22 protein-coding genes and 1 pseudogene are annotated in these 26,380 nt (G+C 64.5%); 13 read left to right on the top strand and 10 right to left on the bottom strand.

Annotation, left to right across the window (positions count from 1 at the left end):
- The first annotated feature begins 73 nt into the window (after positions 1–73).
- Both ACIPL0_RS09340 and ACIPL0_RS09335 read left to right on the top strand, forming a co-directional pair.
- Entirely contained in the window at positions 74–730 is a 657-nt protein-coding gene (locus ACIPL0_RS09340; protein ID WP_400600534.1) for a peroxiredoxin-like family protein, read from the top strand.
- 200 nt (positions 731–930) lie between these two features.
- Positions 931–1,848, top strand: coding sequence for a LysR family transcriptional regulator (locus ACIPL0_RS09335; protein WP_400600533.1), 918 nt, complete (start codon positions 931–933; stop codon positions 1,846–1,848).
- On the opposite strand, the gene ACIPL0_RS09330 is transcribed toward ACIPL0_RS09335, so the two are convergent.
- The 4 genes from ACIPL0_RS09330 to ACIPL0_RS09315 all read right to left on the bottom strand — a co-directional run bounded on the left by ACIPL0_RS09330 (position 1,830) and on the right by ACIPL0_RS09315 (position 6,705).
- Positions 1,830–2,663 (bottom strand): amidohydrolase family protein, encoded by an 834-nt coding sequence (locus tag ACIPL0_RS09330; RefSeq protein WP_400600531.1) that lies wholly within the window; start codon positions 2,661–2,663, stop codon positions 1,830–1,832. The two genes, ACIPL0_RS09335 and ACIPL0_RS09330, sit on opposite strands and share 19 nt — an antisense overlap.
- A gap of 213 nt (positions 2,664–2,876) precedes the next feature.
- Positions 2,877–4,241: a TIGR00366 family protein gene (locus ACIPL0_RS09325; RefSeq protein WP_400600529.1), complete on the bottom strand. Its 1,365-nt coding sequence runs from the start codon at positions 4,239–4,241 to the stop codon at positions 2,877–2,879.
- Between the two features lie 243 nt (positions 4,242–4,484).
- Entirely contained in the window at positions 4,485–5,690 is a 1,206-nt protein-coding gene (locus ACIPL0_RS09320; RefSeq protein WP_400600527.1) for a CaiB/BaiF CoA transferase family protein, read from the bottom strand.
- A 139-nt stretch (positions 5,691–5,829) separates the two neighbouring features.
- Positions 5,830–6,705: a LysR substrate-binding domain-containing protein gene (locus ACIPL0_RS09315; protein ID WP_400600525.1), complete on the bottom strand. Its 876-nt coding sequence runs from the start codon at positions 6,703–6,705 to the stop codon at positions 5,830–5,832.
- Positions 6,706–6,910: 205 nt separating this feature from the next.
- On the opposite strand from ACIPL0_RS09315, the gene ACIPL0_RS09310 reads away from it, so the two are divergent.
- Entirely contained in the window at positions 6,911–7,783 is an 873-nt protein-coding gene (locus tag ACIPL0_RS09310) for an HpcH/HpaI aldolase/citrate lyase family protein (RefSeq protein ID WP_400600523.1), read from the top strand.
- 62 nt (positions 7,784–7,845) lie between these two features.
- Positions 7,846–9,207: a 2-hydroxycarboxylate transporter family protein gene (locus tag ACIPL0_RS09305; RefSeq protein WP_400600522.1), complete on the top strand. Its 1,362-nt coding sequence runs from the start codon at positions 7,846–7,848 to the stop codon at positions 9,205–9,207.
- A 137-nt stretch (positions 9,208–9,344) separates the two neighbouring features.
- Here the strand turns inward: ACIPL0_RS09305 and ACIPL0_RS09300 are convergent, their stop codons facing one another.
- On the bottom strand, positions 9,345–10,550 hold the full coding sequence (locus ACIPL0_RS09300; RefSeq protein ID WP_400600765.1) for a carbohydrate porin: 1,206 nt from the start codon (positions 10,548–10,550) through the stop codon (positions 9,345–9,347).
- A 432-nt stretch (positions 10,551–10,982) separates the two neighbouring features.
- The gene (locus ACIPL0_RS09295; protein WP_400600520.1) at positions 10,983–11,867 is read right to left on the bottom strand and encodes a LysR family transcriptional regulator; all 885 of its coding nucleotides are present in this window, start codon (positions 11,865–11,867) and stop codon (positions 10,983–10,985) included.
- Between the two features lie 137 nt (positions 11,868–12,004).
- Here ACIPL0_RS09295 and ACIPL0_RS09290 point away from each other — a divergent pair, with 137 nt between their 5' ends.
- From ACIPL0_RS09290 to ACIPL0_RS09260, 7 genes are all read left to right on the top strand, one after another.
- Positions 12,005–13,351 carry an MFS transporter gene (locus tag ACIPL0_RS09290; protein WP_400600519.1) on the top strand — a complete coding sequence of 449 codons (1,347 nt, stop codon included), beginning with the start codon at positions 12,005–12,007 and terminating at the stop codon, positions 13,349–13,351.
- A 647-nt stretch (positions 13,352–13,998) separates the two neighbouring features.
- On the top strand, positions 13,999–14,316 hold the full coding sequence (locus tag ACIPL0_RS09285; RefSeq protein WP_400600517.1) for a putative quinol monooxygenase: 318 nt from the start codon (positions 13,999–14,001) through the stop codon (positions 14,314–14,316).
- On the top strand, positions 14,306–14,590 hold the full coding sequence (locus ACIPL0_RS09280; protein WP_400600515.1) for a LysR family transcriptional regulator: 285 nt from the start codon (positions 14,306–14,308) through the stop codon (positions 14,588–14,590). Before ACIPL0_RS09285 ends, ACIPL0_RS09280 begins: the two co-directional genes overlap by 11 nt.
- A 114-nt stretch (positions 14,591–14,704) precedes the next feature.
- Positions 14,705–15,388, top strand: coding sequence for a (2Fe-2S)-binding protein (locus ACIPL0_RS09275; RefSeq protein WP_400600513.1), 684 nt, complete (start codon positions 14,705–14,707; stop codon positions 15,386–15,388).
- Positions 15,388–16,386, top strand: coding sequence for an FAD binding domain-containing protein (locus ACIPL0_RS09270; RefSeq protein WP_400600511.1), 999 nt, complete (start codon positions 15,388–15,390; stop codon positions 16,384–16,386). Before ACIPL0_RS09275 ends, ACIPL0_RS09270 begins: the two co-directional genes overlap by 1 nt.
- Entirely contained in the window at positions 16,383–18,593 is a 2,211-nt protein-coding gene (locus ACIPL0_RS09265; RefSeq protein ID WP_400600509.1) for a xanthine dehydrogenase family protein molybdopterin-binding subunit, read from the top strand. The genes ACIPL0_RS09270 and ACIPL0_RS09265 overlap by 4 nt, the downstream gene beginning before the upstream one ends.
- Positions 18,594–18,671: 78 nt before the next feature.
- Positions 18,672–19,640: an XdhC family protein gene (locus tag ACIPL0_RS09260; protein WP_400600507.1), complete on the top strand. Its 969-nt coding sequence runs from the start codon at positions 18,672–18,674 to the stop codon at positions 19,638–19,640.
- 14 nt (positions 19,641–19,654) lie between these two features.
- Here ACIPL0_RS09260 and ACIPL0_RS09255 read toward each other — a convergent pair whose 3' ends face one another.
- The 4 genes from ACIPL0_RS09255 to ACIPL0_RS09240 all read right to left on the bottom strand — a co-directional run bounded on the left by ACIPL0_RS09255 (position 19,655) and on the right by ACIPL0_RS09240 (position 23,658).
- Positions 19,655–20,431 (bottom strand): carboxymuconolactone decarboxylase family protein, encoded by a 777-nt coding sequence (locus tag ACIPL0_RS09255; protein ID WP_400600505.1) that lies wholly within the window; start codon positions 20,429–20,431, stop codon positions 19,655–19,657.
- A gap of 336 nt (positions 20,432–20,767) precedes the next feature.
- The gene (locus ACIPL0_RS09250; protein WP_400600503.1) at positions 20,768–21,604 is read right to left on the bottom strand and encodes an SDR family oxidoreductase; all 837 of its coding nucleotides are present in this window, start codon (positions 21,602–21,604) and stop codon (positions 20,768–20,770) included.
- Between the two features lie 31 nt (positions 21,605–21,635).
- Positions 21,636–22,379: an SDR family oxidoreductase gene (locus ACIPL0_RS09245; RefSeq protein WP_400600501.1), complete on the bottom strand. Its 744-nt coding sequence runs from the start codon at positions 22,377–22,379 to the stop codon at positions 21,636–21,638.
- Positions 22,380–22,419: 40 nt separating this feature from the next.
- A complete protein-coding gene (locus tag ACIPL0_RS09240) occupies positions 22,420–23,658 on the bottom strand; it encodes a multidrug effflux MFS transporter (RefSeq protein WP_400600499.1) in 1,239 nt (412 codons plus the stop codon).
- 98 nt (positions 23,659–23,756) lie between these two features.
- Between ACIPL0_RS09240 and ACIPL0_RS09235 the strand changes: the two genes are divergently transcribed.
- Positions 23,757–24,665, top strand: a complete 909-nt coding sequence (locus ACIPL0_RS09235) for a LysR family transcriptional regulator (RefSeq protein WP_400600497.1) — start codon at positions 23,757–23,759, stop codon at positions 24,663–24,665.
- Positions 24,666–24,807: 142 nt separating this feature from the next.
- Positions 24,808–25,803, top strand: a pseudogene (locus ACIPL0_RS09230) (aldo/keto reductase); the annotation flags it as partial.
- Between the last annotated feature and the right edge of the window lie 577 nt (positions 25,804–26,380).

Raw genomic sequence — 26,380 nt, 5'->3', positions numbered from 1 at the left:
CTTCTGACGGGGTGGGGGGATTGAGAGGATGGGCTCACCGAAACATCCATCCCACCGCACAAGGAATACCGTCATGACGCTGCAAGCAAAACTCGATGCCTTCAAAGCCGACTTCGTTGCCGGTAAACCACCCTACAACGCACCGGCACCGGTTCACGCGATCATGAAACGCGCCACCGACGAGCTGATTGCCTCCGGCCAGGCCGAACGCACCCTGAAAGTCGGTGACAAGGCCCCGGTGTTCACCCTCAACGACCCGGACGGCAATCCCGTTTCGTCTGCCGAGCTGCTGGCCAAGGGGCCGCTGGTGATCAGCTTTTACCGTGGCGTCTGGTGCCCGTACTGCAACATGGAGCTGCAAGCCCTGGAAGAAACCCTGCCGCAGTACCGCGAGCTGGGTGCCAGCCTGGTGGCGATCTCGCCGCAGACCCGAGTCAACAGCCGCAAATCGGTGCGCCAGAACGGCCTGAGCTTCCCGATCCTCAGCGACAGCAAAAGCCAGGTTGCCGAAGCGTTCGGTCTGCGCTTCAAGCTGCCGGACTACCTGATCGACCTGTACAAGGGCTTCGGCAACGACCTGCCGGTGTTCAACGATGACGACGCCTGGGTGCTGCCGATGCCGGGCCGCTTCGTGATCGGTCAGGACGGCCTGATCAAGTACGCCGAGGTCAACCCGGATTACACCCTGCGTCCTGAGCCGACCGATCTGTTGCCAGCGTTGCGCGGCTAAGCCCGTCGAGCACATACGTTCACCCTGTGGGAGCGAATTCATTCGCGATACGGTATTGCGGACGACACATCCGCATCGTCCGCAATGGCGCTTCGCGAATGAATTCGCTCCCACAGGGTGTTCGTATCGACAGGGATCTTTGCGTCACACCCACAATCAGCGATGCTGCGCCATGCCCGATCACCGACCGAGGAACCCTGATGGACCGTCTGGCTGCGATGGAAACCTTTGTCTGTGCTGTGGAAACCGGCTCGTTTTCGGCGGCGGCCAAGCGGCTGGGTGTCGGTCAGCCAGCGGTGTCGAAAACCATCGCCGCCCTGGAAGACAGCCTCGGCACCCGGCTGCTGTTGCGTACCACCCGTGGCCTGACCCCGACCGAAGCCGGGCAGACCTATTACGAAGCGGCCCGCCGCGCCATCGATCAGGCCGATGAAGCCGACGCCGCCGTGCGTGGTATCGGCGCCGGTTTCAGCGGGCGGCTGCGGGTCAGCGCCGCCGTGACCTTTGCCAGCCTGCACGTGGTGCCGTACTTGGGGCCGCTGCTCAAGCAACACCCGCAACTGAACATCGAGGTGATCCTCGACGACCGCAGTGTCGATCTGGTGGAAGAGGGCATCGATATCTCGCTGCGCATGGGCGTGCTGGAGGATTCATCAATGACGGCGCGCAAGATCGCCCAGGGTCGTCGACGCATCATCGCCACCCCGGCGTATTTCCAGTGCCACGGCGTGCCGCAACATCCCCGCGATCTGCAGCAGCACGAGGCGGTGATCTATAACCGCAACGGTGGCGGCGACACCTGGCAACTGCGCCAGGGCGACGAGGTGTTCACAGCGGCCACCACGGGACGTTTGAAGGTCTCGGCTGCCGAAGGCATGCGCGCGGCGGTGAAAGCCAATCTCGGCCTGGCGATGGCCTCGGAGTGGATGTTCGCCCCTGAGCTTGCCAGCGGCGAAGTGATCACGGTGCTGGACGACTGGCAGTTGCCGCCCATCGACCTGTGGGCGGTGTTTCCGGCCGGGCGCATGGTCAGCAGCAAGGCGCGGATGTTTGTCGATTATGTGGCGGCCCTGCTCAACGCCGGCCAGCACCCTGCGGATCAGTCGTCGAAGCCGTAAAGCTGCGCCGGGTTGTCGACCAGAATCGCCTGCCGCGCGGCGTCGCTGCCGGTCCAGTCCAGCAACAGGTCGAGCAGGTCGGCGGCGTCGGGCTTGTGGGTTTCGGTGACGTGGGGCCAGTCGCTGCCCCAGACCATCCGCTGCGGGGCGAGGGTGGCGAAGTCCCGGGCCAGGGTGCGCACATCGTTGAAGCGCGGGCCGCCTTCGACGGTGTTCAGGTAGGGGCCGCTGAGCTTGACCCAGGCCCTGTCGGCGTCGATCAGCCGGGCGATGAAACGGAACGCCGGGTGACTGGCGTTGGCCCCGGCCGGCAGCCGGCCCATGTGGTCGAACACCACCGGTACCGGAAGGTTCGCCAGCAGCGTCTGCTGTTCGAGAATCTGCTCGGCGCCCATGTGGATCTGCAGGTGCCAGCCGAATTCGGCGATGCGCGCCGCCAATGGCGCGATCATGTCGGCGCTGACCACCTGATTGCCGGCATTCCACAGACTGAAGCGCAAGCCGCGAATGCCGCCTTCGTGCAGCGCGATCAACTCACGTTCACTGACCGTGTCGTCGACCACCGCGATGCCCCGCGCTTGGCCTTGCATCTGCGCGATGGCGTCGAGGGTGCAGCGATTGTCGGTGGCGTAGTACTTGGCCTGAACGATGACCGCCCGGCGCAGGCCCAGGTGCTCGCGAACCTTGCGGTACTCGGCCATGGACTGACCGGCCGCGACCGCAGTCGCCGGGTCCGCCGGCGCGAAGCGCGGGTCGATGATGTGGATATGCGCGTCGCAGCTGTTGGCGGGGAGTTGCAGGTGGGGGTGTTTCATGGCTTACCCTTCATTCATTGCACGAGCCCCTTGTAGGAGCTGGCTTGCCCTGCGACCTGGCGCGAAGCGGCAGTAAAACCGATAAATGTGGTGTATCAGACAGACCGCATTCGCAGTTTTTACGACGACTTCTTCGCCGGTCGCGGGACAAGCCACGCTCCTACAAGGGATCGCGAACAGACCTCCCGTCTGCGGGATCGGTCCACATGTCTTTTATACCAACAGCAACAACGCCGCACCGTACGCCACTGCCGCGACCAGAAAGGTCACGAAGGTGAAGCCCAGCACGCGCTGTACGCCGACGCCGGCCATGGCTACCACGGGCGCGGCCCAGAACGGTTGCATCATGTTAGACACCTGCTCGCCCATGGCCACCGCCATGGTGGTCGCCGACAGTGATGCATGCAGCTCCACCGCCGCCGGGATCGCGAACGGTCCTTGCACCGCCCAGTGACCGCCGCCGCTGGGGATCAGAAAGGTCACCAGCAGCGAACACACGTAGCTCCAGAACGGCAGGGTGTGGGTGGTGGAAATCGCCACGAACACCTTGGCGATCACCCCCGGCAGGCCGGTGGCTTCCATCATGCCCATGATCCCGCCGTACAGCGGGTATTGCAGCATCATCGAGCCGCTCTGCTTGGCCGCATTCTTCACGGCGTTGGCGTACGCCAGCGGGTAGCCGTGCAAGAGGATACCGGTGGTGAACATGATCACGATCACGCCGTTGACCCCGGACAATTGCAGGTTACCGACAAAGGAATACGCCACCACCGCGATGCCCAGGCCGCCCATGATCAGGCTGCCCAGCGGCGAGTATTCAAGAAACTGCGCAAAGCTGCGCGGGCCCTGGGGGCGTCTGGCCGGTTCCGGATCGGGGTGTTTGCCGATGTCCAGGCACACCGCGTCTTCATCCTTGGGCCGCAGCAACGCCAGCACGAACGGCATGATCACCAGCAGCGCCAGGGTCGGCACCATGTTGTAGGGCACGAAGACCATGTCGCCGAGGCTGAGCACCTGACCGGTGAGTTTCTGCACCACGTTCATCGGGTTGCCCGGTGTGGTCTGGGCCAGCACGATGGAGCTGGACAGACCGCCGGCCCAGACCACCCAGCCGGAGAAACCGGCAGCGACGATCCAGGCGAAATCGACGCGCATGCGCTTGGCGATTTCGCGGGCGAGCAGGGCGCTGAGCACAAGGCCAAAGCCCCAGTTGAAGAACGAGGTGACCGCCACGCAGAGGAAAATCATCGCCCCGGCCTGGGCCGGCGTACGTGCCAGCGCCACCAGGCGGGTGAAGAAACGCTGCACCACCGGCGCATGGGCCAGGGCGTGGCCGAGCACCAGCACCAGGGTGATTTGCAGGGCGAAGGTGAAGATGTTGCAGAAGCCTTTGTACCAGCCACTGAGCAGCGCATCGACCGAGGCATTCGGCGCCACCAGCCAGGCAGCCGCAGCGACCACCACGGTGATGAAGATCGCCAGCACGAACGGGTCGGGAATGGTCCGCTCGAACAGGCTGATGGTGCTGTCGGTGAAGCGGGTACGCAGAGTTCTGGGGACGGCTACGGACGTGTTCATGCGCCGAACCCTCCCAGGTCGTGGAGTGTGTTGTGCATCGGGTGATCCCTTTTATTGTGTTTGTGGGAAGTCGGTCTTGTTGGTGGATGCTGTGCTACGGCTGGCATCTTGTGGGAGCGGGCTTGCCCGCGAAGGGGGCGTATCAGACCCTGAGAGGGTTTCTGACTTGCCGTATTCGCGGGCAAGCCCGCTCCCACACGTTGTTTTGTGTTTCAGCGCCCACAGGGTGTTTTGTGTTTCAGCTCAGAGCAGCGCACCACTGGCACGCAGCTCGGCGATCTGTTGTTCGCTGAAGCCATGTTCGGCCATCACCCGGTCCGAGTCGGCGCCGAACACCGGCGCGGCGAAGGGCTCTGGGCCTGGTGTGCGGCCGAAGGCGATGGCGCGGGTGAAGCCCTGATAGCGACCGACCACCGGGTGGTCGAACTCGGCGATCAGCGCCTCGGCCTCGCACTGCGGGTGATCGAACATGTCTTCGACCCGGCGTGCGGCGGCGCAGGGCACTGCCTCGCCGAAGATGGCTTCCCACTCCAGCGCGCTGTGCTGCTGCAGGGCTTCGTGCAGTTGCGGCACGATGATTTCGTGGTGCTGTGCGCGCTTGCGCACCGTGTCGAAACGCTCGTCGGCGACCAGATGGGCCAGGCCGGTTTTTTCGCACAGCGCCTGCCAGAAATGCGGGGTGTTGGCCGACAGATAAAGATGGCCTTCGCGGGTCGGGTGAATGCCGGTGATGCCGCCGGAACGCATGTCGCGATCCAGCGCGCGGGGCTCGCTGTCGGCCCATACCAGCCGCGCTGACTGCATCGCCAGGGCGCTGCGCAACAGCGACACGCCGACTTCCTGGCCTTCACCTGTGCGCTCGCGCTCGAACAGCGCCGACGCCACGCCACCGGCCACCAGCGAGGCGGCGTAATAGTCGACCACCGAGCCGTAAAGCACTTCCGGCGGGCCATCGGCCTTGCTCTGGGCGGCGCACATGCCGGTCATGGTTTGCAGCACCTGGTCGTAGCCGGCCTTGGCTTTCAGCGGGCCTTGCTCACCGTAGCCAGTCACCGCGCAATAGATCAGCCGCGGATTGACCTCGCGCAATTGTGCATAACTGATGCCCAGCCGCGCCGGCACTCCCGGACGAAAGTTGTGCACCAGCACGTCGGCCTCGCGCACCAGCGTCAGCAGCGCCTCCAGGCCGCCGGGGGATTTGAGGTCCAGGGCCACGCCGGACTTGCTGCGGTTGACGCCGAGAAAGGCACGGCTCTCCGACGCCAGGGTCGAGGGGTACTTGCGCAGGTTGTCGCCGGTCGGCGGCTCGATCTTGATCACCCTGGCGCCCTGATCGGCCAGCAGCGAGCAGCCGTAGGGGCCGGCGATGTAGGCGCTCAGATCGAGAACGGTGATACCGGACAGCGGGCCGCGCAGGGTGGCCGTTGCCGGTGAGGCGGAATGGGGCATGGACTGTTTCTCCGATCTTGTTATTGCAGACCGGCATCGCCTGAAGCGGGTGCCGGTCCTGTGCATGGCCCCATTCTGGTCAGCAGGATCGAGAAATAAAATGCGTTTTCGCTAGGTTTAGAATCCAAAAAAAATGGATTCAGTGTGGCTGCAATTGCGCGAACAGCACCTTGCAGAACACCTCGATCAAACGCTCCTTGGCCGAGTTGCGTTTCCATAACAGACCGATCGGTCTATGCAGGCCGGCGCCCGGCAATGGGATCTGTGCCAATTCGCCGAGCTGGGCATGCATGGGCCGCCATTGCGGCACCAGCGACACGCCGAGGTTGCCCTTGACCATGGCGGCGATGGCATCCAGCGCGTCCATTTCGAAACGCTCCTGAGGCTGAATGCCGACCTGCAACAGGTAGCGGTCGGCGAGCACACCGCCCCAGGAACGCCGGTGATAGCGAATGAACGGCTGGCTGCGCAGCACTTCGTGGGGATGCTCGTCGGCCAGATGCCGTGGCGCCAGCACCACGAACGGCTCGTCCCGCACCGGGCGCCAGATGAACTCCTTGGGCAGCTCGAATTGCGGGGCAACCATCATCGCGATGTCGGTCTCGCCGGACAGCACCTTGCGGTACAGATCGGTGGAAAACGCCGGCTCGACATGGGGGCGCAGGTGCTCGTAATTGTTGATCAGCGCTGCCAGCACGTCGGGCACCAGATAGGCCAGAGCGGTGGTGATGCAGCCGATGCGCAACTCGCCGGCCACCGCATCCAGCGCGGCGATGGCGCGCAGTTCGCGGGTGCGCACCAGCAGCTCGCTGGCCGGGCCGAGCAGGGCGGAACCGGCGGCCGTCAGCTGCATGTTGCGCCCGGCGCGACTGAGCAGCGGCTGGCCGATTTCGTGTTCCAGCGCCTTGATCCGCTGCGCCACGGCGGTGGGGGTCAGGTTGAGTTTGCGTGCGGCGGCAGCGGTGGAACCGAGCTGGGCGACCTGCAGAAAGCTGTCGAGATAGCGTGTGTCCATAGTCTAAAAATTCTGGATTCTAAACGTAGAAATACGCACTTTAGTTAGCTTCTGCGCTTTTGCAATATGGGCCTGGCTTTCAACACCGATGCCGGGCCACGCCCCCGGCCTTCCAACAACAATGCCGGGTATGGGGCCTGACCCTGTCGTCCGGTGCGACGCCGCAGCGATTTTCGTGCCGGCGTCTTCAGCGAGTGAGTCGCCCATGCGCAGCAAACTGTTCGTCCCCGGATCCCGCCCCGAACTCTTCGAAAAAGCCCTGGCGTCCCGCGCCGATGGTTTGAGTTTCGACCTTGAAGACGCCGTGGCCGAAAGTGCCAAGGCGGCTGCGCGCAGTGCGCTGGCCAAATTTCTGGGCGGCCTTGGTGGTCTGGCTGCGACCGACAAGACCCTGGTGGTGCGCATCAACGCCCAGGATTCGCTGCATTACCACGCCGATCTGCAAGCGCTGGTCGGCACCCGGCTGGACATCATCAACCTGCCCAAGGTCGAAGGCCCCGAACAGGTCCTGCAGTTGGTCACCGACCTGGAGCGCCTGGAACGCCAGCAACCGTCTGCGGCGAATATCCGCATCCTCGCCAACATCGAATCGCCCCGTGGCCTGCGTCGCGCTGCCGAAATCGCCTGCGCTCACCCACGGGTGATGGGCCTGCAGCTGGGCTTCGCCGATCTGCTCGAACCGCTGGGCATCAATCGCCGCGAAACCGCCGTGATCCGCCAGTTGCAACTGAGCGTTCGCATGGCTGCGGGGGAGGCGGGGATTGCCGCCTACGACGCCGCGTTCGCCGCGATCAAGGACGCCGACGCCTATGCCGAAGAGGCGCGCTATGCCCGCAGCCTGGGCTTCACCGGCAAATCGTGCATCCACCCGAGTCAGATCGACATGGCCAACCAGGCCTTCCTGCCGGCAGCGGAAGAAATCGATCGCGCGCAACGGGTGATCGCTGCTGCCGTGGAGGCCGAAGCCAATGGTGTCGGCGTCTATCAAGTGGACGGGCAGATGGTCGATGCGCCGTTCGTGCATCGCGCTCGCGTCGTTCTGGAACAGGCCCGTCAGGCCGGCTTGCTGGCGCTCTGAGCGCAGGCAATCAGCATTCGTTTCACAACCCGATCTACAAAAACAACACAGACGAGGTTCCCATGCCCAACGCCGAAACGTTGACCCGGCCCATTGCGGCTGCGCCACAGGTGCAGCACGACAGGCTGTTCTGGCGCCTGATGGACATCCGCATCAGCTTTATCCCAGTGCCCGTGTACCTGCTGTTGCTGGCGCTGGTCGCCGGGCTGTTGCTGTGCAAGGAGCTCAAGGCCGACCTGCCGACCATGGTCGCGATCATCGGCCTGGGCGGCGCCACCTGCGCGGAAATCGGCAAGCGTCTGCCGTTCTTCGGCAAGATCGGTGGCGCGGCGATTGTCTCGGCGTTGCTGCCGTCGTATCTGGTCAGCCTGGGCTGGGTGCCGCAGGAAATCATTGCGCCGGTGACCACGTTCACCAAGTCGAGCAACTTCATTTATCTGTTCGTGTCATCGGTGGTGGTCGGCAGCATTTTCACCATGGACCGCAACCTGATCATCAAGGGCTTCGCCAAGATTTTCGTGCCGTTGCTGGTGGGTTCGCTGCTGGCGTTATTGGCCGGAGTGACGGTGGGCATGCTCTGCGGGCTGGAGCTGCGTCAGGTGCTGTTCTTCGTCATCGTGCCGGTGATGGGCGGGGGTCTGGGCGAGGGCGCGATTCCGCTGTCGGTGGGCTACGGCGAAATCCTCGGCATGGACTCAGGCAAGATCCTCGCCCAATTGCTGCCGATCATTCTGCTGGGCAACCTGTGCGCGATTCTCGCCTGTGGTGCGCTGGACCTGCTGGGCAAGCGCTTTCCGCAACTGACCGGCAATGGCCGCCTGCAAATGCTGGAGTTGCCGCAGGACGAGAGCAAGGCAGGGCTGGAGGCGGAAACCCGTTTCGATGCGCAGACGGTCAATCAGGCGATTGCCGCCGGCATGTGTGCGATCACTTTGTATCTCGCCGGGGTGCTGCTGCACGCGCTGTTCGGTCTGCCGGGGCCGGTGTGCATGCTGTTTCTCGCGGTGCTGCTGAAGCTGTGCAACGCAGTGCCGGAGCGGCTGGAAAACGGTGCGCGGGTGCTGTTCAAGTTCTTCACCACCTGCGTGACCTATCCGCTGCTGTTCGCCAATTCCATCGCGGTGACCCACTGGAGCGAACTGACGGCGGCCTTCCATATCGGCAATGTGCTGACCATCGTCACCACCGTGCTGACCCTGGTGCTGACCGGCCTGGTGATAGCTCGGCGCATGGGCATGTACCCGATCGAAACCGCTATCGTCAACGGCTGCCACAGCGGCCTGGGCGGCACCGGCGACATCGCCATCCTCACCGCCGCCAACCGCATGCAACTGCTGCCGTTCGCCCAGATTTCCACCCGCATCGGCGGCGCGATCACGGTGATGGGCGCGTTGTTGATCCTGGCGAATCTGCCGCCGGCTTAGCGTCGAAAGTTCACATTGTGGGAGCGTGGCTTGCCCGCGAAAGCGCCATATCAGACGCCGCGGGAGTGACTGTTGCACCGCCTTCGCGGGCAAGCCCGCTCCCACAGGTGACGCATTGACTGCATACCCAGCGGGTATTACAGCGTCGCCTTGACCTGCAGACCAAGGATCAGGGTGTTGTCGATGTTCTCACCATAAAATGCACCCGGTTCGATGATGTACTGCACCGACGGGCGAATGGTCAGCCATGGCGCGACCTGGGCGCCGTAGGTCATTTCCACCAGGCCCTCGCCGCTGGCCAGATCCGGGAAGTCATCACCACGGGCCAGGGCTGCGGCTTCCTGCACATCGCGGCTACGCGAGTTGAACACCGCGCGGCCGTAACCGATGGCGATGGTGTCGTTCGGGCGCGACACGAACGGCTTCTTCAGCGCCATGCCCACCGAATACCAGCGACGGAACGGCGACGCGGCGGCGCTGGCGTTGGAGAACTGGCCGAACACGTGGACGTTGCGGCCGCTGACTTCACTGGAGTTCCAAACGTCCTGGTCCATCAGGAAATACGAGCCTTCGCGGCCGGCGACTTCCTTGCGGGTGCCGATGCGTGGCGCGTCGGAGGTGTCGTAGTAATAGCCGACGCGGTATTCGCCGGGCATGTCGCCGAGCACGTTGTAGATCGCTTCGATCGGCAGGATGTTGCCAGTGCTGTCCTTCGGCGTGACGTGCCAGGCGCGGCTGGAATTGCCGTTGCTGGCGGCGTCGACCTTGAACGCCGCGACCTGGACGGCGAAGTTCGGGTTGAAGCGGTATTTGGCCATGCCGCCCAGGTGCGCATTGGGGTAGTTGCTCCAGCCGCTGCCGCCGGACATCGCCAGCGGGTGGCCGCAGAAACCGGCGTTCATGAAGTTGCACAGAATGCCGCTGCTCAGGCCGCCGAGGTCGTTGCCCATGGCCATGTAGCCGAGTTTGACGTTGAGCGCCGGGGTGAACAGGGTGTTCTCGTAGCTCAGCTCGGTCAGGCGGGTGTACAGGCCACCGTAGTTTTCCTGCACCGGCAGGCGGTTGCCGACCAGATCGCCGGAGCCGTCGTTGCCACGGCGGTCGTTGATGGTCAGTTGCACCTTGCCGCCGCTTTCCAGGTCCAGCAGCTTGCCCAGGTCGAACTGCGCGCCGAGTTTGACGTTCTGCGAATAACGCGTGCCGCGCTGCTTGCCGCCGTGGGCGTTGTAGACGGTTTCGCCGCTGTAGTCGCCGGTGATCTTCACCCCTTGATCCGCCAGCCGGCTGCGGGTGCCATTCCAGTCACCGGTCATGGTCGAGCGGTCGAGGAAATCATCGGCCATCGACGGCGTGCAGACGCCGATTGCCAGAACCGAACCGACCACCAGGGCCGTGGAGAAGCCGCGGCGCGAGCCGGAATCAGCGGGGAATTGCGAAGAATTGCTCATCAAAAAACCTGAAATGCGAAAGACCGTCCCCACGGGCGAGGGCGGCAGGAGGAGGCGGGCGCGCAGGCGCGCTCAAAAGCGGGCGACATGAAAACATATTTATGTACTGACTGGTTAATTCATTTTGACGATTGCGACTATTGTCGTACGTGTGTGGACGCTGTTGGCGCGGGACGACCCGTAGGAGCGCGACTGGTCATGTAGGAGCTGGCTTGCCCTGCGAGCGGCGGGGAACCCGTCGTAAAACCAGACGACTATGCAGTCCTGAAACACCGTGTTTATCGGTTTTACGACTGTTTCGCAGCCGCTCGCAGGGCAAGCCAGCTCCTACATGGACGGCATAGACCCGACCAGCCCCTTGAACGCCGGCAACGCCGGATTGTCGTTGTCCTGTCGCGAGACCATGTACAACTCCGCGTGCAGCGTGGCGTCACGCAAGGGCCGGAACAGCAGACCGTCGCTGTGCAACTGTTGCGCCGACGCCGGCACGATGGCCACGCCCAGCCCGGCGCGGACCATGCTCACCACGCTGTGGGTCTGGCCCAAGTGATAGACGTAATGCGGCGTGACGCCGGTCATGGCGAACAGCCCGGCGATGCAGTCGTAGAAGTAGCGACCCTCGTCGGCGGCGTACATGACGAACGCCAGCCGGTCGAGATCGCGCACGGCGATGCTGTCGTGGCACGCCAGCGGGTGGGCATGGGGCAGGGCAACGAGCAACGGCTCCCGGCTGATCAGTTGCGCGTCCAGCGTGTCGCGGTCATTCACCTGTCGGACGAAACCGACGTCGATGCGCTGGGCGGCGAGGGCGTCCAGTTGCGCACTGGAGACCATCTCCTTGAGGGTGAACTGCAAACCCGGCAACTCGACGGCGGCCCGCGCCAGCAGTTGCGGAATCATCTGATAGGCGCTGACCGCGGTGAAACCCAGGGTCAGGCTGCCGGCTTCACCGCGCGCCAGACGCCGTGCGGCATCGGCGGCCTGATCGGAAAACGCCAGGATATGCCGCGCATCACGCAGAAAACCCTGGCCGGCGGCCGTGAGTTTCACCGAGCGGTTGGTGCGCTCCAGCAACTGGATGCCGAGGCCGCGTTCGAGCAACTGCACCTGTCGGCTCAGCGGCGGTTGGGTCATGTACATCCGCGTGGCGGCGCGGCCGAAATGCAGTTCTTCGGCGACGGCCACGAAACAGCGCAACTGGTGCAATTCCACGATTCAATATCCGCATCAATCAATCCAGTCTCTATGTTAGACGTATATCGTTGTGCGCTCCTATGATCGCGGTGAGGTTGTCTGACAACTTAACAAAAACAACAGGCCCGCCCACGAGCGCGGGCGGGAGACACACCATGCTCACCAAGTCCCTCCCCGCGGACTACGCCGACGCGCAAGCGAAGGTTGGCCGCCACCGCTTTCTGATTCTCTCGATGATCTTCATCGTCACCGTGATCAACTACGCCGACCGCGCGACCATGTCCATCGCCGGCACCGGGGTGGTCAAGGATCTCGGCCTCGATCCGATGATGCTCGGCATGATCTTCTCCGCCTTCGCCTGGGCCTACGCGCTGGGGCAGATTCCCGGCGGCTGGCTGCTTGACCGGTTCGGCGCCCGTCGGGTGTACGGCGCAAGTCTGGTGTTGTGGTCGGTATTCACCATGGCTCAGGGCACGGTCGGCTGGTTCGGCCTGATGGGCGCTTCGGCGGCGATGAGCCTGTTCGCCATGCGCTTCATGCTCGGGCTAGTGGAATCGCCGGCGTTCCCGGCGAACAACCGCATCGTGTCCTGCTGGTTCCCGACGGCGGAACGCGGCACCGCCTCGGCGCTGTTCAACTCGGCGCAATACATGGCGGTGGTGCTGTTCACCCCGTTGATGGCCTGGCTGACCCACGCGCTGGGCTGGGAGCATGTATTCCTGTGGATGGGCGGTCTGGGGCTGGTGCTCAGCGTGTTCTGGTTCGCCCTGTACCGCGAGCCTCACAGCGACAAGCGCCTGAGCCAGAAGGAGCTGGATTACATGCGCGAGGGTGGGGCGCTGGTGGACCTGGAGCTCAACCGTACACAACAGAAGACCAAGACCAACTGGGCCGAAGTCCGTCAGCTGTTCACCAGCCGCACGCTGTGGGCGGTGTACATGGGCCAGTACTGCATCACCGCGCTGACCTACTTCTTTATTACCTGGTTCCCGATCTACCTGATCAAGGGCCGTGGCATGACCATCATGGAAGCCGGCTGGGTCGCGGCGCTGCCGGCGATCTGCGGGTTCTCCGGCGGTGTGCTGGGCGGCATGCTGTCGGACCTGTTGATCCGTCGCAACGTGCACCCGTCGATTGCGCGCAAGACGCCGTTCCTGATAGGCATGTTGATGTCCACCGTGCTGGTGCTGGCCAACTTCACCGACGCCAACTGGATCGTCATCGCCCTGATGGCCATCGCCTTCTTCGGCAAGGGGCTGGCGGCGGTGGGCTGGGCGGTGTTGTCCGACACTGCGCCGAAAAACATGGTCGGTCTGAGCGGCGGCGTGTTCAACGGCATCGGCAACATCGCCGGGATCGTCACACCGCTGGTGATCGGCTACATCGTCGCCACCACTGGCTCGTTCAACACCGCCCTGTGGTTCGTGGCGGCCCATGGTTTGTTGGGCGTGTTCGCCTACGGCGTACTGGCCGGGCGATTCGAACGGGTGGTGCTGCGCTGAGGCTTGCTGCGCATGCACCCCTGTAGGAGCGCGCTTGCCCGCGATGGCGTCAAGTCAGACCCTGCGAAGGCGACTGATCCGGCGCCATCGCGAATGAATTCGCTCCCACAGGAAGCTCAACAAGGTTGGACTTATCGCAAATCCCCGTGGGAGGGAGCCCTGCTCGCGAATGCGGTGGGTCAGGCAGTACAGCATTGTCAGTACTGACGTATTCGCGAGCAGAGCTCCCTCCCACGGCCTTCGGCCAGAAGCCGGGCGGCAATCATTGCAGGATGTATCAAAACGCGCTGTTTCTCTGCCGTCTGGCGATGTAAATGAAGGGTGATTTGATCGACACGCCCCAGCCCTGAACCGCAGCAGCATCCTCGCTATCCGCACAACACTCTCCCGCCTGAAACCCTTTGATTTCAGGCCCTCCAGCACCTCTCTTCTCATTTCCCCGCCACGCCAAAACCACGCCCTCTGGCGACCATTTTTACGCCGTGGCACTCACATATCGCCCCTCTACCCGCCGATTGATGAATCCCGCTCATGAGGCTATGTGATTTTCGCTACGTAGTCACAAACCCGGTGCCTCGTTAAGTTCGCCTTCAGCAAGTCGACCGCCCTTGAACCCGCGGATTGGCGCAAGGAAGGAGGGAGTTCGTATGCAGATCGATGCCATCAACACGCTGGAAATCAGGTTCGTCGAAGCGCCGGACGTGTTCTTCGAGCGCCGTTTGCGGGTCTATCGCGCCAGGTTCGAAGCGGAGCAGGGCTGCGTGAGTTTTGTCGTCAGCCGGGCCAGCGGCGCAGAGCATGTGTGGATCCTCAGCGGCCACTGGACGGACAACACGCACATGACCGCGCATTTCGCCGGGGCCAACATGGCCGAACTGGTGAATTTCCTGATCGGCCTGCGTGCGCATCTGAGCTTTGCCAGTTTCGGCAAGGTGCAGCCGGGGACGTCGGCGGATGTGCGTTGACGAACGGGTGTTCAGCGACATCGACCTCAACAGCCTGCTGACGCTGTTGGTGGTCTATCGCGAACGCTGCGTGACCCGCGCCGCCGTGTGTCTGCAAGTCAAGCAGCCGGCCGTGAGCAATACCCTGGCCAAGCTGCGCAGCCAGTTCGGCGATCCGCTGTTCATCCGCCATTGCCGGGGTGTGACGCCAACGCCCAAGGCGGTGGAGATTGTCGAGCGCCTGGGCCCGGCGTTCGGCCAGATCGAAAGCATCCTCTCGGCGGCAGTGCCGTAACCGAACGTCGCCGAGGGCCTGTGTTCTACCAGAAACAACCGTCACACCCCGATCCGAGAACGCTGCAAGGCGCAGCCCATTGCTCGCAGTCGAAGCGACCCCAAGGTGATCCTGATGAACGACCCCAAGACACTGCAACAGACAGTGCAAGAACCCGACGCAACGCCGTCGCTGACCCAGCCGTCACGGCGCAATTTCCTCAAGTTCGGTGCCTCCGGCATCGCTGCGGCGACGGTCTCCACGTGGATTCCGGCGGCGCTGGCGCAGGCCGAAATCGCCGCGCCGGTGCCGGTCGATGATCCGGACGCGCCGGCTGCCGGCGAGCAGCGCATTCGGCTGGAGGTCAACGGCCAGGTGCATCAACTCAACGTGCCGACCAACGCGGTGCTGCTGGACGTGCTGCGTGACCGCCTGCAACTGACCGGTACCAAAAAGGGCTGCGACCACGGCCAGTGCGGCGCCTGCACATTGCTGGTCAACGGCGTGGCGATCAATGCCTGCCTGTCGATTGCCGTGCAGCATGACGGCGACCGCATCACCACCATCGAAGGCCTGGCCGAAAACGGCAAGCTGCACCCGGTGCAGGAAGCCTTCTGGGAACACGACGCCTATCAATGCGGTTACTGCACCTCGGGGCAGATCATGAGCGCGGTGGCGATCCTCAACGACCCGAACATCGCCAGCGACGACCACAGCGTGCGCGAAGCCATGAGCGGCAATATCTGCCGTTGCGGTGCGTACAAGAACATCCTCGCGGCGGTGCAGTCCGCCCGGACGAAAATGGGAGGAACGGTCTGATGCGTACCTTCGACTATGCCCGTGCCGACTCCGCCGCCCACGCGGTGAATGCCGCCAGCGGTGACGGCCAGCGTTTCTATCTGGCCGGCGGCACCACGCTGCTGGATCTGGTCAAGCTGGACGTCATGCAGCCCGAACGGCTGGTGGACATCAATCGTCTGGCGCTCAAGCAGATCGAGCCGCTGGCCGACGGGCGCCTGCGCATCGGCGCCTTGGTCAGCAACACCGAACTGGCCAACCATGCGCAGGTGCGCGAGCACTATGCGCTGCTGTCCCAGGCGATTCTGGCCGGCGCCTCGACCCAGTTGCGCAACAAGGCGACCACCGCCGGCAACCTCATGCAGCGGGTGCGTTGCAATTACTTCCGCGACGGTGTGTCGGCCTGCAACAAGCGCCAGCCGGGTTCGGGCTGCGCCGCCATTGGCGGGCTCAATCGCAGTGTGCATGCGGTACTGGGCACCAGCGAGCACTGTATTGCCACCCATCCGTCTGACATGTGTGTGGCGATGGCGGCGATCGGCGCCACCGTCACCGTGCAGGGCGCAGGCGGCAGCCGCGAGATCGACTTTGCCGACTTCCATCTGTTGCCCGGCGACACGCCGTGGCGCGAGCACGCCTTGCAGCCCCACGAGCTGATCACCCACGTCACCCTCGATGCGCCACTGGCGGGCAGCCGCTCGGCGTACTTGAAGCTGCGCGACCGCACTTCCTACCAGTTCGCCTTGGCGTCCAGCGCGGTGATCGTGGTGCTCAAGGGCGAGCGCATCAGCGATGCGCGGATCGCCCTCGGCGGTGTTGCCAGCAAACCGTGGCGGGCGCTCGAAGCCGAGCGTGCGCTGATCGGCCAGCGCGCCAGCCTGGAGACGTTCAGCCGGGTCGCCGAGCTGGCGATGAAGGACGCCCGGCCGTTCGAGCACAACGCGTTCAAGATTCCCCTCGGTCAGCAGGTGATCGTCCGCAACCTGCGTGACCTCACGGCGCAGGAGGCCCGCGCATGAATTCGCCCATCATCGGTACCTCGCAACGGCGCATCGATGGCCGTCAGAAAGTCACCGGCGGCGCCCGCTATGCCGCCGATCATCATCTGCCGAACATGCTCTACGCCTATGGCGTCTACAGCACCATCGCCAAGGGTCGTGTCCGCGCCCTCCATGTCGAGCAGGCGCAGCGCATGCCGGGGGTGGTGACCATTCTTCATCACGGTAATTTCCCGGTGCTGCACCGCACGCCGAGCCTGTTCAACTTCGGCGCGATTCTCAGCTCCAACCGGGTCGATGAAAAACGCCTGCCGTTCGAGGATGCGCAGGTGCATTACCCCGGCCAGTTCGTCGCCCTGGTGCTTGCGGACAGTTTCGAGCAGGCCCGCGCTGCGGCGCTGGCGGTCACGGTCGATTACGACGAGCAGACGGCGGTCAAAAGCCTGGCCGACGCCTTGCGTAGCCACGGTGCCCGCGACGGTGGGCGCGGGCACACACGGGGCGATCCGGACGCGGCGTATCAGTCCGCCGCACGGCGCATCGACGCCACCTACACCACGCCGGTGGAAACCCACAGCCCGATGGAAATGCACGCCAGCACCGCCTGGTGGCAGGACGGCAAGCTGTACGTCTATGAAAGCACTCAAGGGGTGATCAACCACCGCAACGTGCTGGCCGAGGTGTTCGACCTGTCGCCGGACCGCGTCGAAGTGCGCGCACCGTTCATTGGCTCGGGATTCGGCAGCAAGCTGTTCCCCTGGCCGCATTCGATTGCCGCCTGCGCCGCCGCGAAAGTCAGCGGTCGCCCGGTGCAACTGGTGGTGCCCCGCGCGCAGATGTTCACCACCACCGGCCACCGCCCGGAAACCCTGCAACGCCTGCGCCTGGCCACCGACGCTGTCGGCAAGCTGGTGTCGATCCGTCACGAGTCGTACAACAGCACCTCGACCACCGACGCCTATACCGAGTCCTGCGGTGGTGTGACCCGCAGTCTGTATGGCTGCGCCAACGTGCTGGTCAGCCACAAGAACAGCCCGGTCAATCGCGGCACGCCGACCTCGATGCGTGCGCCCGGGGCGGCGCCGGGGCTGTTTGCGCTGGAGTCGGCCATCGATGAAATGGCTCTGGTCAACGGCATGGACCCGCTGGATTTTCGCCAGCTCAATCTCGCCACGCTGGACGAAAGCGTGGGCCTGCCGTGGTCGAGCAATCACCTGCCGGAAGCCATCGAAATCGCCGCCCAGCGCATCGGCTGGCGCCAGCGCAATCCGCAGATCGGCTCGATGCGTGATGGTGACGAAGTCATCGGCTACGGCATGGGCGCCTGTAACTGGGAGGCCTACCGGGTGGCGACCGATGCGCGGGTGGTCCTGCGTGCCGACGGCACGGCGCTGGTGCAGTGCGGCCTGCAGGACATCGGCACCGGCACCTACACCATCGTCGCGCAGACAGTGAGCGAGCTGACCGGCTTGCCGCTGGAGCGCATCGAGGTCGAACTCGGCAGCTCGGCGTTTCCGCCGGGGGCGTTGTCGGGCGGCTCGTGGGTCACCGCCAGCGTGATGCCGGCCGTGGCCGGTGCCACGCGCAAGGCACTGGAGGTGCTGCGCGGCTACGCGGTCATGGATGGCGGTGCGTTCTCCGGCACGGCGGCCGATGCACTGACGGTCAAGGACGGCGCGCTGATCAGCGGCGAACAGCGCATCGGTTTTGCCGACGTGCTCGGCCGTCAGCGCCTGTCCCGCGCCGAGGGGCATTTTCAGAGCGGTGGCACAGAAGACAAGCAGCATTCTTTCCGCTCCTTCGGCGCGCATTTCGTCGAGGTGCGTTGGGATCCGGGCATCTCGCGGCTGCGCGTGGCGCGGGTGGTCAGCGCCATCGACGTCGGCAAGGTGGTCAACCCGCTGGCCGCACGCAATCAGGTGGAAGGGGCGATCGTGATGGGCATCGGCATGGCCCTGTTCGAGGCGTCGGAAAACGATCCACGGGATGGCCTGCCGGCCAACAACAACTTCGCCGAATACGTGGTGCCGGTGCATGCCGATCAGCCGGACATCGACATCACCCTGCTGGATTACCCGGACTACAAACTCAGCGAGTTCGGCGCCCGGGGCATCGGCGAAATCGGCGTGACCGGGCTGGCGGCGGCCGTCGCCAACGCGGTGTACCACGCCACCGGCAAGCGCATCCGCAGCCTGCCGATCACCAAGGAAAAACTGATGCAGGCGTGAGCCGCTTCAGGATCGCAGATTGGCGTCGCACCCCCTCGGGTGCGGCGCTCCTTCGTTGTCTTGCAGGTACGCCTTTCGATGAAACAACTGGATCTACAAGTCATTCAGAAAGCCCGTGAATGGCTGGCGGCCGGCAAACCGGTGTGGCTGTGTACGGTGCTCTCGACATTCGGTTCGGCACCGCGTGGGCCGGGGGCCATGCTGGTGGCGCAGGCGAGCGGCGAACATCGCGGTTCGTTGTCTGGCGGTTGCGTCGAGGACGATTTTCTCCAGCGTCTGGCAGACGATGCCTTCGCCCGTTGCAATCAGGTGGTGCGCTACGGCGAGGGCGGCCTGGCGCCCAGCGTGAAACTGCCCTGCGGCGGGGTGCTTGATGTGCTGCTGGAGTATGTCGAACCGGGGGTTGAGGCCGACGCGCACCTGGCGGCAGTTCAGCAGGCGCTGACCGGTGGCGAACTGGTCAGGCGTGACATCGTGCTGGGTTCGAACGAGCGCCGGCATCATCCGGCGAGCATGGACGATCCCCGAGTGCTGCGTGACGGCGAGCGGGTTTCCCTGCGCGTCGGCGCGGCGCAACGCCTGCTGCTGGCGGGTTTGTCGCCGGTGGCCGAGTACTGCGCCAGCTTTGCCTTGTCCCTGGGTTATGAAGTGATTCTTTGCGACCCGCGCGAGGAGGTGACCGCCGGGTTCGCCATGCCCGGTGTCGAACTGGTGCCGGTGCTGCCGGCGGTGTTCATTTCCGCCGGTGGCTGCCATGGTTCGACCGCCGTGGTGGCGCTGACCCATGACCCTCGGCTGGACGATCTGACCTTGCTGGAAGCGGTCCGCACCCGCGCGTTCTACATCGGTGCCATGGGCTCGCAGCGCACCAGCGCCAGTCGCCGGGAGCGGCTGGCGCGGATCGGTGGGCTGAAGGAGGCGGCACTCGCGAGAATCCACGCGCCCATCGGCTTGCAGCTGGGCAGCAAGACCCCGGCGGAAATCGCCGTTGCGGTGATGGCCGATATCATCCGCGTGGCCAGCGGGGTGGACCGTCGGGCGCTGTGAGCGCCCGCGGCGTGTCAGCCTGCCGTGCGTGAATCGAACACCGCCTTGAGCACTGGCACTGCCGACATCGCTTTCGGCCAGCCGACATAGAACGCCAGGTGGGTGACCACTTCTGCCGCCTGTTCGCGGGTCAGGCCGTTGTCCATGGCGCGGTTGAGGTGGAAGGTCAGTTGCGCCGACTGATTCTGGCTGATCAGCGCTGCCACCGTGACCAGGCTGCGGTCCCTCGGGCTCAGGTCGGTCTGGCGCCAGAGATCGCCGAACAACACATCGTTGGTATAGCGCGCCAGCTCCGGCGCCGTGGCGCCCACCGAGGCTTGAACCGATTCCCGACGTTTGGCTTCGCTTTGCGGATCGAGGGTCAGCGGCTCGCCGGGTGGTGGGGCGATCTGCTCGGGCGACAGCCCGCGATCGCTGAACACCTGCCGCGCCACGGCCACCGCCGACATCGCATTGGGCCAGCCGCTGTAGAACGCCAGATGAGTGATCAGCGCGGTGATTTCCTGCGGCTTGACGCCGTTGTCCAGGGCCAGCTTGATGTGCCCGGTCATCTGCGCGGTCTGACCGCTGGCGAGCAGCGCGGCGAGGGTGATCAGACTGCGGTCGCGGGGTGGCAGGTCAGGGCGCTTCCACACCTCGCCGAACAGCAGTTCGGTGGTGTAGGCATACAACTGCGGCGTGACCTCCAGCACCTCCGGCGACGGCTTCGGATCAGGGCGCGGCCTGCCTTCCTCGGCACCGACCAACGCCGAAAAAAACACCGTGGCCAGGGTTGTGGTGATGCGATTCATGAGGGTTCCTTGAAAACGAATGGTTGGGGGGAGCACAGCAGGTGAACCTGTAGGAGCCGGCTTGCTGGCGAAGGGGGCAGACCAGGCGCTCTCTGGTTGACAGACCTGTCGCATTCGCCAGCAAGCCGGCTCCCACGGCCTGCGGCCAGAATCAAAAACATTGCTGCATGTGCATCTGTAGCCGTCTGGCTTGCCGGCGGCAGCGATCTCCCTCCCACAGCACGCGCGCCGCACCCGAAAACCTGTACCGATGATAAGCAACACCACCCCGGCGATTAAGCTACTCAGGCGGGATGTAGTCATGAATGACACTCACAAATACCCGCCGCACGCCCCTTACTGCGGCGCGAGGTCGCCGTACCAGTAGGCCGCTGTCACGCCGCCGTCCATGAGGAAATCGCTGCCGGTAATGAAGGTGCCTTCCGGGCCCATCAACAGGGCGGCGACGGCGGCGACTTCATCGGCTGTACCGCCGCGTCCGGCCGCACTCGCGTCGATCATGCGCCGATAGCCTTCGCCCCTTGGACCGCTCAATTCATCCCGGGCCAGCGGGGTGAAAATGATCCCCGGACTGATGGTGTTGACCCGGGCGCCGCGCTTGCCCCAGCGCACGGCTTCGGCCATGACCCGCAGCGAATTGCCGCGTTTGGAAATCTGGTAGGCATTCAACGGATCGGTGACGCGCTCGGGCTGCAACATTGGCAAAGCCAGCAATTGCTCAACCGGGGTGGTCGCCAGGGCCTTGTTCTGGTCGGTGCTCAGCGCTGGCAGACGATGGCCGGACTGCGACGCGATGACGATTCCCGAGCCACCTTCGGCGATGACCTCGCCAAACGCTTCCAGCACCAGTGCGGTGCCGTAGAGGTCGACCCGCAGAATGGTCGCGGGCGGCGCCTGGGACGGTGATACCCCGGCGGCGTGGATCACCCCGGTGATCTCACCGAGGGCCGTGGCCGTGCGCACCAGCGCCTGCACCGATTCGCGGGACGACACGTCGACCACCGTGGTGCTGACGCTGAAGCCGGCGTCCAGCAGCACATTCGCTGCTGCATCGGCATTCTCCTGGCGCAGGTCGGCGAGCAGCACATGCTTGCCGGCACTGACCCGCCGGGCAATCGCCAGGCCGATGGCGCCGGCACCGATGACCACGGTAACTCTGGAAGGGGTGTTCATGGGCATTCCTCGGATGAAAACGGGTGGGGAGTCAGATGTCCTGGCGGGTCGGACGGAACAGGATTTCGTTGATGTCCATGTCCTCCGGCTGGCTGATGGCGAATGCCACGGCGCGGGCGAAGGCGTCGGCGGGCAGGGCGATTTCGTAGAACTGCCGGACGCTGGCGGCGATGTCCTGCTCGGTGATGCTGTCGGGCAGTTCGCTGCTCACGGCACCCGGCGAAATCACCGTGGTGCGGATGTTGTACGGCTTGACCTCCTGACGCAGCCCTTCGGACAGCGCCAGCACCGCGTGTTTGGTGGCGGCGTACACCGCGCTGCCCGGACGCACCTTGTGCCCGGCCACGGAGGAGACGTTGATGAACTGCCCGGATTTCTGCGCCTGCATGAACGGCAGCGCGGCGGCGATCCCGTACAGCACGCCCTTGAGGTTGACGTCGATCATGCGGTCCCAGTCGTCGATCTTCAGCCGTTCCAGCGGCGAGTGCGGCATCAGCCCGGCGTTGTTGATCATCACGTCGATGCGACCGAACGCCTGAACGGCGGCCTCCACCAGCGCGCGGACCTGTTCGGCACGGGTGACGTCGGTTTGCACGGCGAGGGTTTGGACACCCTTGGCACTCAGCTCGGCGGCCAGCGCTTCGATGCGTTCCACGCGGCGTGCCGCCAGCACCACCCTGGCGCCCTGTTGGCCGAGCAGCCGTGCGGCGGCTTCACCCAGCCCGCTGCTGGCGCCGGTGATGACGATGACCTTGCCTTGAATGTTGTCGTTCATGGTGTCTCCAAAAGTGTGCGGATATACGTGTGAAAGGTGTTCAAACCGTGGTGGCCGAGGGCAGGGGCGAGGCGTGCGCCGGCACCAGCCATTTCGCGCACAGCAGGCTGGCGATGCCGAACAACAGGATCACCGCCGCCATGGGCCGGGGTGTGCCGTCGGCGAATGCCCCGACCAGCCCCGACCCGAGAATGCCGGTGCCGTACTGCAACGAGCCGACCAACGCGGATGTGGCGCCGGCGATTTCGGGAAAGGCACCCATGGCGCCGACGATGGAGTTGGCGACGATAAAACCGGTCGCGGCGACAAACAGGAACAGCGGAATCACCAGCCCGGCGAGCCCGGCCCAGTCGGTCCAGGCGTCGACGCTCAGCCATGCGGCGGACAGCGCCGCAGCGAGGGTGCCGAAGCGCATCAGCCGGTCGCTGCCCAGCCGTGCCACCCAGCGCGAGTTGAGTTGGTTGGTCAGCATGATGCCGACGATACCGAGAGCGAACAGCACGCCGTATTGCTGCGGCGAAGCGTGGTGATAGCTGATGTAGGCGAACGGCGTGCCGGCGATGTAGGCGTACATTGCGCCGTAGAAAAAACCGCCGGCGCCGATGTAACCGAGGATGCGCCGGTCGCCAAGCAATTGCAGATAGCGCCTGAACGCATGGCTCAGGGGCACATGCTGACGGCGGCTGGCCGGCAGGGTTTCCGGCAACACGTAGAGCATCGCCAACGTACCGACACCGACCAGCACCAGTGCCCAGAAGATCGCCCGCCACGACGCCAGATGGAGGATCACGCCACCCAGGCTGGGACCGATCAACGGGGCGATAGCCATGACCGTCATCAAGGTCGAGAGCATCTGCGCGGCGCGATGACCGCTGTACAGGTCGCGCACCATCGCTCGCGCCAACACCACGCTGGCACAAGCACCGACGGCCTGCACCGCACGCCAGGCGATCATCACCGCCGCACTGTCGGACAGTGCGCAGCCGGCGGAGCCGATGATGAACAGCACCAGGCCCAGGGCGATGGGCAGGCGCCGACCGTAACGGTCGCCCACCGGGCCCCAGAGCAATTGCCCGAGGCTGAAGCCGATCAGGTAGCCGGAAATGGTCAGTTCGACCTGACCGGCGTTGGCGTGCAAGGCCCCGGCCATGGCGGGCAGGGCAGGTAGATACAGGTCGGTGGAAATCGAGGCAAAGGCCATCAAAGTACTGAGAATCGCCAGGGTCCACAGACTCTGGCGGTCGGAAGGCGGGGCGTCGGCGACAGGCCGGTCGTGCATGTTGGGTCTCCTGCATGAGCGCCAGAGCCACCTTATATTGCTGTACTATCCTCAACAATCCGTCCACTGGTTAATGGGTAGTTGAGGGTTTTTCACTAATGATCCGTGCCGACCTGCCAGAGCTGACCGCGTTCATCGCCATCGCCGAGCACCAGAGCTTCAGCGGCGCCGCCCGTGTGTTGGGCGTTTCACCTTCGGCCCTGAGCCATTCCATGCGCAATCTGGAAGCGCGTCTGGAAATGCGCCTGTTCAACCGCACCACCCGCTCGGTGGCGTTGACCGAAGCGGGTGAGCAGTTGCTGCACGGTGTGCGGCCGCTGCTCAATGACCTGACCAACGTGGTCAACGAAGTCACCTCGGCGCGCAATTCGCCGTCGGGCTCGATCCGCATCAGCGCCTCGGAGTCGTCGTTCCGCCAGTTGATCCAGCATGTGGTGCCGGGCTTCCTCGCCAAATACCCGCAGATCCATCTGGAGTTCATCGCCGACAGCAAACTGCTGGACATCGTCGGCGACGGCTTCGATGCCGGCATCCGGATTTTCGACGACGTGCCGCGCGACATGATCGCCGTGCGTTTCGGCCCGGACATTCGCTTCGCCGCGGTCGCGTCGCCCGCTTATCTGCAGGACCATCCGCCGCCGCAGACGCCCCACGACCTCAAGTCCCATCGCTGCATCCGCTTCCGCTTCGCCAGCGGCGCGCTGTTCCGCTGGGACCTGCAATACCTCGAACAGAGCGCCAGCGTCGACGTCGAGGGGCCGATGACCATGGACAACATCAACCTGATGATCGAGGCCGCGCTGGCCGGGATCGGCATCGGCTGGGTGCCGCTGGCGCAGGTCGAGGAGCATCTGCGCGAAGGGCGTCTGGTGCATCTGCTGCCGGAGTGGAGCCCGGTGTATCCGGGGGTGTGCCTGTATTACCCGGCCAACCGCCATCCGCCGACGGCCCTGCGCCTGTTCGCCGAAGCGGTGCGCGAATGGGCGCAGAGCCGGGAGAATCTGTAGCCGCTACGGCGGATTGATGAGCCGTACTCATAACGGCATCCTCGTTCAGGCCCTTAATCGTCGGTGGCCCCGTCGCTAGGATGGTGCGCAGTGGCCGGTCAGCGTTGACCGGCCTGTGTTTCTATCGAACGGGAAAACCTGCATGGATTACCGCTACCTGGGCCGCAGTGCCCTGAAAGTCTCGCCGCTGTGTCTGGGCGCCATGATGTTTGGCGGCGAGGCCGACGAAGCGACGGCCACACGCATCATCGACAAAGCCTTCGAGCAGGGCGTCAACTTCATCGACAGCGCCGACGTCTACCACGGCGGGCGCTCCGAGCAGGTGGTGGGACGCGCCATTGCCGCCCGGCGTGATCACTGGGTGCTGGCGACCAAGTTCGGCTATCCGGGCGGTCAGGGGCCGAACGAGCAGGGCCAGTCCCGCAAATGGATCATGCAGACCGTGGAAGCCAGTCTGCGGCGGCTGGGCACCGATTACATCGACGTGCTGTATTTCCACCGTGCGCTGGCCGATGCGCCGCTGGAAGAGGCGGTGCGAACCGTCGGCGACCTGATTTGTCAGGGCAAGGTGCGTTACTACGGGGTGTCGAATTTCCGTGGCTGGCGTATCGCCGAAATGGTGCGGATTGCCGATCAACTGGGTATCGAGCGGCCGGTGGTCAGCCAGCCGCTGTACAACATCGTCGACCGCAGTGCCGAGGTGGAGCAACTGCCGTCCGCCGACCATTACGGTCTGGGTGTGGTGCCTTACAGCCCCCTGGCCCGTGGCGTGCTCAGCGGCAAATATGCGGTCGGCGCAGCGCCTGCGCCGGACACCCGGGCCGGGCGTGGCGACAAGCGCATTCAGCAGACGGAATGGCGTGCGGAGTCGTTGCAGATCGCCCAGACCATCGCCGCCCATGCGGCCGAACGCGGCACCACCTCGGTCGCGTTTGCCCTGGCCTGGGTGTTGAAAAACCGCCTGATCAGCTCGGCCATCGCCGGCCCCAGAACCGAAGCGCAGTGGGACAGTTACCAGGCGGCGTTGAGCCTTGAACTGGGGCCGGACGATGAACGACTGGTCGACAGCCTGGTCGTCCCCGGCCACACCTCGACCCCCGGATACACCGACCCCGGCTACCCGGTGGAAGGACGCCGGACTGCTACGGCGGGAACGCTGAGGTTTGCTTTTGTGGGAGGGAGCTCTGCTCGCGATAGCGATAGATCAGTTGATGCAGCGTTGTCTGGGCGGACGCTATCGCGAGCAGAGCTCCCTCCCACGGATGTGTGTTGTTTGCCGGATTTCGGCAGAGCAGCACAGCCAGCACAATCGCCGCAAACCCTGTGGGAGGGATCCGAGTTTGCGAGGGTCGCGAAAGCGGCTTACCTGACACACCGCATTCGTCAGCATTCGCCAGCAAGCCGGCTCCTACGGCCTGCGGCCAGAGGCAAAAGCAGCGGTGTTCACAGATCTGTAGCAGTCCGGCTTGCCGGCGGTGGGGTCCTTGAGATCACCACCGCCGGCAAGCCGGACTGCTACGGCGGGAACGCTGAGGTTTGCTTTTGTGGGAGGGAGCTCTGCTCGCGATAGCGATAGATCAGTTGATGCAGCGTTGTCTGGGCGGACGCTATCGCGAGCAGAGCTCCCTCCCACGGATGTGTGTTGTTTGCCGGATTTCGGCAGAGCAGCACAGCCAGCACAATCGCCGCAAACCCTGTGGGAGGGATCCGAGTTT

The organism is Pseudomonas sp. NPDC090208 (assembly GCF_044746785.1).
GTDB lineage: Bacteria > Pseudomonadota > Gammaproteobacteria > Pseudomonadales > Pseudomonadaceae > Aquipseudomonas.
This window is presented reverse-complemented; position numbering and strand designations above follow the sequence as displayed.